The sequence below is a fragment of the Pseudomonas sp. B3(2017) genome, from assembly GCF_002113595.1.
Classification (GTDB): Bacteria; Pseudomonadota; Gammaproteobacteria; order Pseudomonadales; family Pseudomonadaceae; genus Aquipseudomonas; species Aquipseudomonas ekonensis.
The window spans coordinates 120013-133434 of record NZ_NEIU01000012.1 but is presented as its reverse complement, the minus strand read 5'-3'; the positions used below and the strand labels follow the sequence as shown (position 1 = coordinate 133434).

General features: G+C 65.9%; 11 protein-coding genes. 2 read left to right on the top strand and 9 right to left on the bottom strand.

Annotation, left to right across the window (positions count from 1 at the left end):
• Positions 1-53: 53 nt before the first annotated feature.
• From CAG33_RS18245 to tssB, 9 genes are all read right to left on the bottom strand, one after another.
• Positions 54-1334: an endonuclease/exonuclease/phosphatase family protein gene (locus CAG33_RS18245; RefSeq protein ID WP_085632607.1), complete on the bottom strand. Its 1281-nt coding sequence runs from the start codon at positions 1332-1334 to the stop codon at positions 54-56.
• A 52-nt stretch (positions 1335-1386) separates the two neighbouring features.
• On the bottom strand, positions 1387-2907 hold the full coding sequence (locus tag CAG33_RS18240) for a hypothetical protein (RefSeq protein ID WP_085639893.1): 1521 nt from the start codon (positions 2905-2907) through the stop codon (positions 1387-1389).
• A 54-nt stretch (positions 2908-2961) separates the two neighbouring features.
• The gene (tssH, locus tag CAG33_RS18235) at positions 2962-5502 is read right to left on the bottom strand and encodes a type VI secretion system ATPase TssH (protein WP_085639890.1); all 2541 of its coding nucleotides are present in this window, start codon (positions 5500-5502) and stop codon (positions 2962-2964) included.
• A 1-nt stretch (position 5503) separates the two neighbouring features.
• The gene (gene tssG / locus CAG33_RS18230; protein ID WP_085583465.1) at positions 5504-6529 is read right to left on the bottom strand and encodes a type VI secretion system baseplate subunit TssG; all 1026 of its coding nucleotides are present in this window, start codon (positions 6527-6529) and stop codon (positions 5504-5506) included.
• Entirely contained in the window at positions 6493-8286 is a 1794-nt protein-coding gene (gene tssF, locus CAG33_RS18225; RefSeq protein WP_085639887.1) for a type VI secretion system baseplate subunit TssF, read from the bottom strand. The genes tssG and tssF overlap by 37 nt, the downstream gene beginning before the upstream one ends.
• On the bottom strand, positions 8270-8713 hold the full coding sequence (tssE, locus tag CAG33_RS18220) for a type VI secretion system baseplate subunit TssE (RefSeq protein ID WP_085639884.1): 444 nt from the start codon (positions 8711-8713) through the stop codon (positions 8270-8272). The genes tssF and tssE overlap by 17 nt, the downstream gene beginning before the upstream one ends.
• Positions 8714-8728: 15 nt before the next feature.
• Positions 8729-9226, bottom strand: coding sequence for an Hcp family type VI secretion system effector (locus tag CAG33_RS18215; protein ID WP_007958866.1), 498 nt, complete (start codon positions 9224-9226; stop codon positions 8729-8731).
• 76 nt (positions 9227-9302) lie between these two features.
• Positions 9303-10784, bottom strand: a complete 1482-nt coding sequence (gene tssC / locus CAG33_RS18210) for a type VI secretion system contractile sheath large subunit (protein WP_085583471.1) — start codon at positions 10782-10784, stop codon at positions 9303-9305.
• A gap of 30 nt (positions 10785-10814) precedes the next feature.
• Positions 10815-11357 carry a type VI secretion system contractile sheath small subunit gene (gene tssB / locus CAG33_RS18205; RefSeq protein WP_085583473.1) on the bottom strand — a complete coding sequence of 181 codons (543 nt, stop codon included), beginning with the start codon at positions 11355-11357 and terminating at the stop codon, positions 10815-10817.
• Positions 11358-11585: 228 nt separating this feature from the next.
• On the opposite strand from tssB, the gene CAG33_RS18200 reads away from it, so the two are divergent.
• Complete coding sequence (locus tag CAG33_RS18200; RefSeq protein WP_085583618.1) at positions 11586-12032, top strand: type VI secretion protein; 447 nt, start codon at positions 11586-11588, stop codon at positions 12030-12032.
• 47 nt (positions 12033-12079) lie between these two features.
• Positions 12080-13411, top strand: a complete 1332-nt coding sequence (gene tssK, locus CAG33_RS18195; RefSeq protein ID WP_085639881.1) for a type VI secretion system baseplate subunit TssK — start codon at positions 12080-12082, stop codon at positions 13409-13411.
• Positions 13412-13422 lie beyond the last annotated feature (11 nt).

The window sequence follows — 13422 nt, the reverse complement described above, 5'->3', positions numbered from 1 at the left end:
CTGGGGGAAGTCCGGTTCGTGGGTGGCGGTGTCGAGAGGCATGCGGCCCCGACTTACTGGTAATCGATGCCGGTGACGTAAAGCGTGATTGCCGCACCGCTGCCGCCGGGCCCGGAAAACGACGGAAACTCGAGAATGGCCGGCCAGGTGACGCCCGTCTGTTTCTTGTACCGAAAGCTCGCCACCAGGTTGGTGCTGGATGCAACCCGCAGGGTCTTTGCGTTGGCCCAGGCCCAGTAGGTCGCGCCAACCGGCGCTTCCATCACCACCGGTGACGATTTGAACGAACCGAAACGCAGGGTGACGGGCTGCTCCGCCGCGCCGAGCCGATGCCTCAGCGAGGCGCTGAGATGAGGGTCTTCGGCGATGTGAACCAGAAACATGGCCTCTTCGTCGTGTCTCTTGCCGAAATAGAACACGGGGAAATGGTCGCTGCGAATCACCTCGCCATGGCTGATGCGCCTGATGGCCTTGAAGCCGCCGCTGCCGTTCGGCGTGCCTTCGGCATACCCGTCGCATTCGCAGCTCCAGCGATAGGTATCGGTGACGTACGCGTAGTCGAGCACCCGAGCGGCCGCCACGTATTCATCCTCGGTGATGGCCTCGTCCCACTTGAACCGCTTTTGCCAGTGTTCAAGGGTTTGCAAGGGCACATCGATGCCTTGGTCGAAGTCGTACACATACTCGACATTGAGGCGCCAGTCCCGCTGCGCCTGCTGGCGCGTCTTGTTGATGATCTGGATATGGGTGCCCGCGGTGGGGGGGCAGTTGGGTTGCAGGGGCTTGTGGCCCCGGGGATGGATGACCTTGTGGTTCTCGTGGGGCATGGCGTTGAGGTCGCCCCCGAAGAAAATCAGTTCACGGAAACTTTCGCGGTAGTTTTCGACGATGAAGTTGATGGTTTCCGCCGTCAACTCGACGGCCTTGTAGGACGAATTGGCGTGGTAGAACGCCAAGGCGTCGTGGTTGTACCGGTGCCGTATGATGATCGGCGCACGCCGCTCAGAGGCGCCCAGCACGTAGCCGGGCAGCATCTGAAAAGCCCCCGCCAATTCATTCCTGACGAACACCATCGAACCCAACGTGGTGTCGATGCGGATCCCGCCTTCGTTGTCCAGGGCATGCACCAACTGATACCCCTGGGCATTGAGAAGCTTCTCCACGCTCACGTTCGGCGTGCCCGTGGTGCCTGTCTCGAAGAGCGCAAGCAGGTCCGGCCTTCTGATGAGCAGCACTTTGATCAGGTAGGCGGCTTTTGCCTGGTAGGCCTCCGATTCCTTTTTGCTCTGGTTGTTGAGGTGCTGCGTGTTCCACATGAGAATTTTGTAGGGCATGACAGAGACCTGTAGTGAGGCGTGTACAGAGAAACAGTCGGTCGTCCGCCGCTCAGAGCATGCGGACCTTCCAGTCATCGATTTGCGTCGCGCCGCCCATGCAGGCACAGAAAGCCTCAAGGATCGTGACCGCATGATGCTCATGCAGAACCGAGCCGGCGGACATCAGGCTGGTGGTGGAGTGGCCGAACAGGGGCGGAGGAAGGTCGGCCCTGTCGCACAACTGCAGGAACCTTTTCTGATTGTCCCTGACCACATCGCTCATGCGCTGTCCGGGGTTCGGCAGTTGCAGCTCGTTCCAGCTCTCGAAGGCGTGATCGCTGCGAAACACATTCATGCCCAGGCGCCGGAGATTGTTTTCCGCCGAGTGGCTGATGCACACGTATTCGTCCGGCAGCCCCAGCATGTGGCCAAACTCATGGCAGATGGTTATCTGTGCCGGGCAGGCCTTCGCGGGGGACGGCGCATCGGTGTCCAGCATGATTTGCCGAACATGTTGGGCGGGGGTCGTGCAGGTCGGATCGGCGGAGGCAATGCTTATTTTTATGTAGCGCTCCGCTGAGCCCATCGGGCCGAACAGGTGACGGATGTTGCGTCGGGCTATTTCCGTTTCCTGGGGGGCAAGCTCGCTGAACAGGTATTCCAGCAGGCTCCCGGTTCTGTTGATGGGGGCTTTGATCTCAACGAGGATCTTGAACCTCTTGTAGTCGGTGCCGGCGATGACCCTTCTGAATTCGGTGGCGAACTCGCGCAGCAGCTTTTTGCCGGCGCGCTCGTCCTGGTCAGCGCCGATGCCGGTGTGGTCGCTCGGGTGATGGGCCGATGAGGAGGAGGCGACCGGGAGGGCGGGCGAGGCTGTGCTGTAGTTCGGAAAGGGAATCTTGTAGCCGGCCACCAGGTTGCCGATGATCTGCTCGCGCTTGAAGCCTGAACCGCTGGGGCCGGACACATCGCTGGTGAACATGGCCCGATGATAGGACGTGCCGGGTGTGCTGCCGGTCTCCAGCACCGTCGCCTGGTTGGAGATGTGTTCGTTCGCATCGATGATCTCGACTTCGTAGTGCGAGCTTTGCAGGTCGGACGCCTCGAGAGCGAATTCGATCTTGATCGGCGGGCCGCTGAAGCGCTTGTGCACGATTTCGAACCGGTTGTTCCAGGTCAGCGGTATGGCTTTCTTGGCCGCTGCGGTGAACTCGCTGAGCACGCCTTTCTTGTGGGCGCTTGGCGCGGCGTCAGTGGTCGACTGAACCTTTCTGAGCAGCTTGCCGGTCAAGGACAGGTGGGTGTTCTGCTCCTCCTCGCTCAAGACCTTGTAGTAGCGGTCATCGTAGGTGGGATGAATCTTCACCGTGATGGAGATGAGGTGCCTTGCCGCGCTGTAGTGAATATCAAAGTTTCCCAGGTTCGTTGAGGGACGGTGAAAGTCTTTGTGCGCATCTCGGGTCACCACGCTGTTCAGATCGCCAGGGTCCTGGTCCACCAGGCTTTGATAGATGCTGTCGGAGTGGCAAACCGGGCAGGTCAGCGTCTGGTGATTGAACTCCGTTTCACAGCTTGCGCATTTGTAACGCATCTGGCTTTCTCCTTGTCCTGGTCAGCAGATCCACTGCAAAACGTGATTCGGCGCTCATTCCAGCGCCCATTCCGCCAACTTCCCCGTCACCTGCGTCATCAACACATTCTCGACATCCCGCGCACCCGCCGCGCTGCATTTGGCGAGCACCGCCTTGACGATTCCGGCATCAAATTCGAACGGTTTGCCGGTCGCGGCCTTATAGCGTCCGCGCAGTTTCTCAAGCTTGGCCAGCACGATCCCTTCCAGCGTCGCTTCGTCCAGCGGCCGGTAGGCGACCACCGTCATGCGCGCCAGGAACGCTGGGCGGAAGGCTTGCAGCAGCACCTTGTGCAGCGCTTCGTTGAAGGCTTCGGAGCCGATCTGCGCGGCGGGCGTGTCGAGCAGCAGCTCTGCGCCGACGTTGCTGGTGGCGAGCATCACGGTGTTCTTGAAGTCCACCACCAGCCCGGTGCCGTCTTCCATCAGGCCCTTGTCGAACACGTTGTAGAACGCCTCCAGCACGTCCGGATGGGCCTTCTCGATCTCATCCAGCAGCACCACCGAATACGGCTTGCGCCGCACGGCCTCGGTGAGCACGCCGCCGCTGCCGTAGCCGACGTAGCCGGGCGGGGCGCCCTTGAGCTGGCTGACGGTGTGGGCTTCCTGGTATTCGGAGAGGTTGATGCTGATCAGGTTGCGCTCGCCGCCGTACAGGGCGTCGGCCAGCGCGTAGGCGGTTTCGGTCTTGCCGACGCCGGTGGGGCCCACCAGCAGGAACACGCCCACCGGTTTCTGCGGATCGGTCAGGCCGGCGCGGTAGGCCTGCAGACGCTGGGCGATGGTGCCGAGCGCGGTGCTCTGGCCCATCACCCGCTGGCCCATGCGCTGACCGAGGGTGCGCACGGCGTGGGCCTCGTCGGCGAGCATCTTGCCGACGGGGATGCCGGTCCAGCCGGCGATGACGGCGGCGACGGTCTTGCCGTCGACCTGTTCGGGCACCAGCGGATCGTCCTGGCGGATCGCGTCGAGCCCGGCCTCCAGGCGCAGCAGTTCGGCGGCCAGGTGATCGATGCGGCTGTCGGTGGCTTCGTCGGGCCTGTCGCTGTCGGCGCGTTCGCTCAGGTCGAGCAGTTCGCGGCGGGTGTCGAGCAGTTCGCGCACGGCCACGCGCTCTTCGCTCCAGCGGGTCTCCAGTTCGCGGATCGCCTGGACGTTGGCGGTCGATTCGCTCTCAAGCCCGGTGATGCGTTCGCGGTGGTCCAGGCCCGTGGCTTGCTCGCGGCGCAGGCGTTCGAGCTCTTCCTTGAGGCTTTGCTGACGGTGACGCAGGCTTTCCAGCGGCGGCGGCACGTCGTGCTGGCCGAGGGCGACCCGGGCGCACGCGGTGTCGAGCACGCTGATGGCCTTGTCGGGCAACTGGCGGCCGGAAATGTAGCGGTGCGACAGTTTCACCGCCTCATGGATCGCCGCGTCGAGCACCTGCACGCCGTGGTGCTGCTCCAGTTTGGCGGCCACGCCCCGGAGCATCTCCACGGCGGTGGTTTCGTCCGGCTCCTCCACTTGCACCAATTGGAAGCGGCGGGCGAGGGCCGGATCCTTCTCGAAGTATTTCTTGTATTCCATCCAGGTGGTGGCGGCGAGGGTGCGCAGTTCGCCCCGGGCCAGCGCCGGCTTCAGCAGGTTGGCGGCGTCGCTGCCGCCTTCGGAGCCACCGGCGCCGATCAGGGTGTGGGCTTCGTCGATGAACAGGATGATCGGCTTGTCGGCGCTGCGCACCGCGTCGATCACGCCTTTGAGCCGTTGTTCGAACTCGCCCTTGACCCCGGCCCCGGCCTGCAGCAGGCCGAGGTCGAGCACCCGCAGGCTGACCTCCTGCAAGGACGGCGGCACATCGCCGGCGGCGATGCGCAGGGCCAGGCCTTCGACCACGGCGGTCTTGCCCACGCCCGGCGCGCCCACCAGGATCGGGTTGTTCTGCCGGCGCCGCAGGAGGATGTCGATGCACTGGCGGATCTCGCCGTCGCGGCCGACGATCGGGTCGATGCGTCCGGCGTGGGCGTCGGCGGTCAGGTCCTGGGTGTACAGGTCCAGCACCGAATCCTGCCGGGGAACCGGGCCTGCGTTCGGGACGGTGCGCGGGCCGACGTGCTCGCGGGAGTTCTCTGTCCATTCCAGCAAGTTCGCCCGCAGTGCTTCCTTGGGGATGCGCAGCAAGGACGAGGCGCTGTTGAGCAGCAGGCTGCGGCGTTCGTCGCGGTCGATCAGCGCCAGCAGCAGGAGGCCTGAGCGGATGCTGTCGAGCCCCAGCACGCTGGCCTGCACCACGGCGTCCTCCAGCAGGCCGAGGGTGTGGTTCGACAGGGCTGGCGTGCGGGTGCTGCCGGACTTGAACAGGTCCAGCGCCTTGTTGATTTCCGCCGTCAGGGCATCGCGCTCCAGGCCGAAGCGCGGCAGCAGGAACGCCAGGTCGCCGCCCTCGATGTCGAGCAGCTCCAGCAGCAGGTGTTCGATCTCGACGAAGTGGTGGCCCCGTTGCAGGCAGCGCTGGGCGGCCCGTTCGAGGGCGCGGCGGTTGTCGGGGTTGAGGCGCCCGATCAGGCTGGCCAGTTCCATCTCAGGTGATCTCCAACTGGCGAAGACGGGTTTCGATCCGCTGCACCGCCAGGCTGGCCTGACGTTGCAGGCCGCCGTTCCAGCTCAGCAGGGCTGGGGCCTGGCGCCCGAGCTTCAGCGGGCCGGCGCCGCGAATCAGCAGCACCAGGGTGACGTCCAGGTCCGGGCCGAAGTACAGCGCCGCGAGGCTGGCCAGCGCCGGGTGCGCTTCGCCGTCCGGCAGGAAGCGCGCGGCCGCAGCCTGAGGCAACGGGCCGAGGGTCAGGCGGATGCCGGCGTGCTCGTCCCACACGCGGGTGCCGGCCACGGCGCTGCGGCCGAGCTGCAGATTGCGTCCGCCGGCCTTCATGACGCTGCGGCTGGCGGGCGGGATCTCGCGCCAGGCGCCTTCATAGGCGTTGAGCTCCACGGGCACTTCGAACTGCTCCCGCACAATGGCGGCGAACCCGGCCAGGGAGCGGCGGCCGTCGGCGTACAGGGCCGTGCAGGCCAGCACCGCGCAGTCGGGTACGGCCTGACGCTCCTGCAAGGACTTGGGCAGCAGCCCGGTCAACGCCCGCAACTGCGCCTGCACCGGCGAGGCACCGGGCGTGGTGAAACCGAGGGCGATCCGGTGCTTGCGCATCACCTTGTACAGCAGGCTCAGCAAGCGGTGCTGGAACAGGTCGAGGAACTCGGCGGGCGCGTGGTCCTTGGCCCGGGCCCGCTGCTGCAGCCACTCCTGATAGGCATAGGGCAGGGGGCCGTCGGGGCCGCCGAGGCCGAACACCGGCGTCTCCAACGTCAGCGGCTGGCCCGGCTCTTCGCGCAGGCGCTCGATCTGGCTGGTGGGGAAGATCGGGGTCAGCGGCCCGCGCAGCTTCACGGCTTCGGCCTGGGGCGCGGTGCCGCTGCCCAGGGACTCGGCCTGGGGCTGCTCACGCTCCAGCAGCAACAGCGCCTGCAGCCATTCGAACGCCTGCGGATCGCGGCGCAGGCGCTGGCCCAGGCTCAGAGCGACAGGGGCATGCCGGCTTGGGGTTGCCATGCCTTGACCTCCCTGTCGGCCTGCATCAGCACCGTGCGCACGAAACGGTTGGCGGTCGCGTAGAGCGAGAAGAACTGCGCCAGCACGGCGGAAAACAGCACGGCGCTGCTGCCGACGAAATGGTGCGGGTCGAGCTGCAGTTGCACCTCAAGGCCATTGCGCCAGCCGCGCCAGGCATCGGCGCCGACATGGCCGATCACCCGCTCGCAGGCCAGGTGCGCCAGGCCTTCGATCTGGCGCAGTGCGCTGGCTTCGTCGCGCAGGTTGTGCAGATGGAGGATTTCCTTGAGCGCATCGAGCGCCTGCGGGCCTTCGACCAGTGACAGGTGATTGAGGGTCAGCTGCGACACCAGGCGCCAGCGCGACGCGCCGTCCAGGCGTGGGAGACTCTGCGGGCTCGGCGGGTTGCGCAGGCGCGCCCAGGCCACCGGCCCCGGCCGCTCGAAACCCAGCGGCGTGCCGGCCGGCAGGCTCTGGGCCAGGTGACGGTTGGTGCACAGCAGCTCCGCCGTGAGGCTGTAGTCGGGCAGGTCGGTCGACGGTTCGAAACGGGTGTCGACCACGCTCACCAACAGGTCGCTGCCGAGCCGGTTGGGCGTCATGCCGCTGACCCGCCGCGCATGCCAGTAACGCTGCTGGTCGCCGCCGCTGTGCTGGCTGCCGTAATAGGCCGGCACCCGCTGCACGCCGGCGGCGGAGCTGGCGCGCATGGCGCGGATGCTGTGGATCTCCACGCTGTTTTCCCGGTGGCTGTCGGCGATCAGGCGGTATTCGCTGCGGGTGCCGTCCGGGCGCAGCGGCTCGGACGTGCGCGGGAACAGGTTGATCACCGGCGCGCAGCCCAGGGCGATGTCGCTGGCCTGCAACGACAGACGACTGGCCGGGGCCCGGTCGAACACGATGTACAGGTACAGGGTCTGGCTGTCGCTGGCGGCGCCGGCCAGCGGCAGGTCGAAGAAGTGGAATTTGTCCGGGAACGCGAAGTATTCGGCGAGCAGGCGCATGCCCGGATGCACGCCGTCTTCGTCCGGCAGCAGGGCCTCGTCATCGGCGAAACCGACCACCTGCGGCAACCCCTTGAGCGCCTCGGGCACGCTGCCCGGCGGGCCGGTCAGCACCTGCACGGCATGGGCGCCGAGCAGGTCGCACAGGCAGGCGTTGATCACCGGCGAGGCGGTCAGGTGAATGCGCAGCGTCTCGATGCCCAGCTCGCGCCACTGGCTTTCGCCCAGGCATTGCAGGCTCAGGCGCAGGGCAGAGCGGGCGCTGGCGACGCCGGTCAGGGCCTGCGCTTCGTCGCTGCCCAGCAGCAACGCTTCGCTGACCTTCAGCGGCCATAGGCGCACTGCCGCGCTGGTGCGAAAGTGGATGCTGTCGCCCTTGTCGGTGGTGACGAACAGCGGCGTGTCCCGGGGCAGCGGGTAGCCGCCGTCGAGCTTGCCTTTGCTCGGGTCGGGTTCGAACTGCACGATGGCGCAGGACGGCATCGGCCGCATGGCCAGCGGGTACAGCTGCTCCAGCAGGGCATCGCTGAACTCGGCGTAGTCGTCGTCCAGCCGCCGTTGCAGGCGGGCGGCGAGCAGGGCGAAACCTTCCAGCAGCCGTTCCACATGCGGGTCGGGGCATTCGCCCGGCGACAGTTCGAGGCGCCGCGCGACCTTGGGATAACGCTCGGCGAACTGACTGCCGGCATGGCGCAGCCAGGTCAGTTCCCGTTGGTAGTAGTCGAGCAGTTGCGGGTCAATCGAGTCGCTCATGGCGCACCTCCAGCCCTTCGTCGCCGGGCTCGATGACGAACGCCACCGGCCAGTGCCGCTGGCCGCTGCGCAGTTCGCCGAGCAGGCGGATGCTCAGCCGCTGGGGATGTTCGGGCAGGGGATTGACCTGAACCTCGCCCAGGCGCAGGCGCGGTTCGAACCGGTCGATGGCTTCGCGGATGTCCCGCGAAAGGCGCCGGCGGTCATCGCTGCGCTGCTGTTGCAGGGCGCTCCAGTCGGCGATGCCGTAGTCGATGACGCTGGGCGGGCGGGTCAGGGTCTTGGGGCCCCGGCGGGTGTTGAACAGGCGTGACAGCTCGGTGTGCACCGAGTCGAGCAGCGCCTGGCGGTCGAACACCGGCGCGCCGTCGTGCTCGCTGGAGGCGAGCCGTTCGAACAGCGGCGCCAGGATGCCGGTGTCTGCCATGGCCGGGGCGTCCGCTTAACTGACCAGCTTGTTCGCGGCCATGTCCCAGGTCGAAGCGGCGGTGCCTTCCTTGGTGCCGTCGTCCTTCTGTGCGGTGAGCTCCCACTTGATCTTGGTGAAGTTCAGGGACAGGGTCTCGACCGGCTTGCCGCCCGTGCCGCCGCTGACGCTGACGTTGGAGATCACCACGTTGGTCAGGGTGTAGATGATGAAGGGCAGCAACTGGCCGCTGCCTTCGGCGGCGTTGCGGCCGATGGTGATCTTGGCTTCCGGGATCGGCTTGCCGGCGCAGCAGTATTCGTTGAGGGACGGGGTGGAGGTGTCGACGAACTTGGTCAGGGTGAACTCGCCGACGTGGGGCTTGCCGCTGGTGCGTTCCGAGTTGCTGACGTCGTTGGTCACTTGCATGGCCACGTTGTGGCTGTAGGACATGACTTCGATCTTGTCCGCGTAGCCCTCGAGCAGGCTGTCGCCTTTGATGTCGCCGCCGAGGTCGAGAATGATTGCATCCATCGCTTGGAACTCCTGAAGGTTGTCGCGCTAGGCAAACGGGAGAGGCCCGCCGGCGGTGCCGGCGGGCGAGGGCCGGTCAGGCCGCCACCGGCGGCGGCAAGGTCGCGACCAGGCGGATCGACGCGGTCAGTTCCTCAAGCTGGAAGTGCGGCCGCAGGAACACCGTGGCCCGATAGGCGCCGGGCTTGCCGGCGACTTCGGTGACGTCCACCCGCGCTTCGCGCAACGGGTACTGCGCCTTGATCTCCTGGGGCGCGTTGTCGTTGATCAGCACGTAGTCGGCGATCCAGTTGTTGAGGTAGCTCTGCACGTTGTCGCGGGTCATGAAGCTGCCGACCTTGTCGCGCATGATCACCTTCAGGTAATGGGCGAACCGCGACGCGGCGAGCACGTACGGCAGCATCGCCGAGATCCGCGCGTTGGCGTTGGCCTCGTTGGTGTTGTAGACCTTGGACTTGTTGGTGGTCTGGCCGCCGAAGAACACCGCGATGTCGCTGTTCTTCTTGTGGCACAGGGCGATGAAGCCGAGGTCGTTCAGCTCTTTTTCGCGGCGGTCGGTGATGGCCACCTCGGTCGGGCACTTGAGCGACAGGTCGCCGGAGCTGGTGCGGAAGGTGTGCGCCGGCAGGCCTTCGACCGCGCCGCCGCCCTCGGCCCCGCGGATCGCCGCGCACCAGCCGTACTTGGCGAAGGCCTCGGTGATGCGCTGCGACAGCGCCCAGGCGGCGTTGCCCCACAGGTACTTGCTGTGGTCGGTGCCGTTGACGTCCTCGACGTAGTTGATGCCTTCCACCGGCGAGGTGTCCGGCCCGTAGGGCAGACGCAGCAGGAAGTGCGGCAGCACCAGCGACACGTAGCGTGAGTCTTCGCTTTCGCGGAACGAGCGCCACTTGATCAGTTCCTGGCTCTCGAAGACTTTCGACAGGTCACGCGGCACCGCCAGTTCGGTGAAGCTGTTCATGTCGAACAGCCGTGGGCTGGCGGCGGCGATGAACGGGGCGTGGGCAGCGGCGGCGACGTTGGAGAGTTTCTCCAGCAGGCCGATGTCCTGCGGATGCCGGCCGAAGGTGTAGTCGCCCACCAGCAGGCTGAAGGGGTGGCCGCCGAAGGTGCCGTATTCCTCTTCGTAGATTTTCTTGAACAGGGCGCTCTGGTCGAACTCGACGGCTTTCTCCAGATCGTTCTGCAGCTCTTTCTGGGTGACGTTGAGCAGGCGCAGCTTCAGCCGGGTGCTGGTCTCGGTGTTCTGCACCAGCATGTGCAGGCCGCGCCAGGACGCTTCGAGCTTCTGCAGATCCGGGTGGTGCAGCACTTCGTTGAGCTGGGCGCTGATCAGCTCGTCGATCTGGCTGATGCGGTCGTTGATCATGGCCACGGTGTCCTTGTCGATGGCCATGCCTTCGTCAAGCACCTGGGTGGCGAACTCCGCGAGCATGTCGCGGGCGTAGTCCTGCTGGCTGTCGTCGTGGGCCATGCGGCCCTCGGCGATGATCTTGTCCAGCAGGGACAAGGTCTGGGTCGTGCCTTCACTGGCTTCGTTCTGGGCGGCGGCGGGCATGGTGGATTCTCCCTGGATTCAAGTGGACGGTCAGGCTTGCGGTTCGGCCGGCGCTTCGGCGTCAGCGGCCGGGACAGCGGTGTCCGGGCGAGCCGACTTGATCTCCTGCAAGCCTTCGGTGTTGGCGATGACATCGCGCAGCAGCTTGTCCAGGTCGTCGTTGCCGTCGAGCTTGGTCAACAGGTCGCGCAGGCGCTGACGGGCTTCGAACAGGCGGCGCAGCGGGGTGACTTGCTCCACCACCTTGACCGGGTCGAAATCGTCGATGTGCTTGAAGTTCAGTTCGATGTTGAGCTTGCTCTCGTCGCCGGTCAGCGTGTTGTTGACCTGGATCGTGGCGCGGGGAGCGATGGAGGCGAGCACTTCGTTGAAGTTGTCGCGGTCGATTTCGGTGAAGCGCCGTTCGGTCAGTTTCGGCAACGGCTCCAGGGGCTTGCCGGACAAGTCGGCGAGGATCCCGACCACCAGCGGCAATTCCTTTTTCTCGATGGCGTTGCCGATTTCGACGTCGTAGGTGATTTGCACTCGGGGCGGGCGAACCCGGTCGAGCTTGTGCTGGGTGCTTTCTGCCATGTCGGCGGACTCCGATGCGATGGGCGGGCGCAATGCATCGGGGAGGCCCGTTCATCGCTTTCCCTTGCTGGACCACAGGTTAGAAAGGGAGGCAGATGACCTGTCGTTCCTTTGACAAACCTTCCACATTCGGCCGTAGGAACCGAACTACCCAAGACGCTAGAACAGGACTATAAAAATGCAAGCGAAAAACTTTTTTGGACTGTTCTGCGAAAAGGAAAATTCATTTTGCGTGCACGACTTTTTCTAACGTTCGGTTTTGCGCTGCTCGCCGGCTGTTCGTTCTTCGGGCCGAAAGTGGATCTCGACAGCCTGACCCTCGACGTCGCGCCCAAGGCCAACGACGACACCCCCATCGCCGTGGATTTCATCGCGGTCAACGATCCGGATCTGCTCAAGCAACTGTCGGGCATCAGCGCCAGTCAGTGGTTCGCCGAGCGCGAGCAGTACCAGCGCGACTACCGTCAGCTGATGAGCGTGTGGGGACTGGAGCTGGTGCCGGGGCAATTCATCGACCGCCAACCCTTCCCGTTGGGGGGCAAGCGGGCGGCTGGACTTTTGGTCTTCGCCAGCTATAACACACCCGGAGCGCACCGCTTGCGGCTGGACGACCGGAGTGACGCCTGGCTCAAGTTCGACAGCCGCGAGATGAGCCTGGTCAGCAGGGAAAACTGAAAGCGCACCGTCCGCCGCCGGCCTGCGGCGCAGTCGAAGGGAATCACATGAGTCTGCTACCTGACGCGGTTTGCTGGCATGAAGGCATGCAGTTGCTGCCGCAGCATTTTCAGTTGCAGGGGTTGCGGGCCGAGGCGCTCGGCGCGCATTTGGCCCAGGCCTGCAACCCGTGGTTCTGGGGCGTGGCGCGCCTGGAGTTCGACCCCTCGGCGATGAGCGCCGGGGTGGTGCGCATCCTGGCGCTGCAAGGGACGATGCCCGACGGCCTGCCGGTGGATGTGCAGGCCGGCGTCGGCCCGGCGCTGGAGCTGGACGTGAGAGCGGCGGTGGACGAGACCGACGACGCCACCGTCACCGTGTACCTGGCCGTCAGCCCGTTGTGGCGCGCCGGTCAGCTGTTGCCGCTCAAGGGGCGTCTGCAATCGGTGGTGGGCGAGGCGCTGCCGGACCTCACCAGCGGCGAGTTCCCCGAATCGATCACCGTGTGGCGACCCAATCCGCGCCTGTGCACGCAACTGAACAAGGCCGATTCGATCTGCCTGCCGCTGCTGAAGATCCGCAAGGAGGGCGGCGGCTTCCTGCCGTTGCCGTACACGCCGCCGACGCCTTTGCTGCTGCCGGACTCGCCGCTGGGCCGCCGGGTGGCCGGGCTGTGCGCGCGGGCGCGGGAGAAGTGCCTGTTCCTCGGCGGTCGCCTGCGCCAGGCGCAGCAGGCCGGCAACCAGGACGATGCGCTGGAGATCCGCCGCCAGTTGACGGCCTTGTGGGCGCGCCTGCCGGAAGTCGAAGGCCTGCTCAACACGCGCATCGCCCATCCGCAGGCGCTGTATGTGCAGTTGCTGGGCCTGGCCGGCGCATGGGCGGCGCTGGATCCGCTGGCCGGCGTGCCGGCGTTCGCACCCTTGGACTTCCTTGAGCTGCAGCGCGGTTACGGGCAGGTGCTCGACTGGCTGGAGACCACCCTCGAACTGATCCGCGCCGGTTACCGCAGCATCGCCTTCGAACGGGGCGAGCACAGCTTTTCCATCCAGTTGCCTGAGGACCGGCCCAGTCAGCGCCTGGTCATCGGCCTGCGCATGCCCAACGGCGCCAGCGAACAGGCCGCCGGCGACTGGCTGCGCGGCGCGATCATCGCGTCGGCGCCGCACATCGCGCTGCTCAGCCGCCAGCGCATGAGCGGCCTGACGCACCAGGCCATGAGCCGCAGCGAGCAGATGGCCTACAGCGTCGGCGACGACACCCGCCTGTTTGTGGTGAACGCCGAAGGCACCTGGTTCGACGCCCAACTGCCGCTGATGATCGCCGCCCCGGCGGCCAAGCTGACCAGCAGCCCCTGGCAGGTGGTGCTGTTTGTCCCGCAGACCGGTGAAAGTGCCTGATCACACAAGGA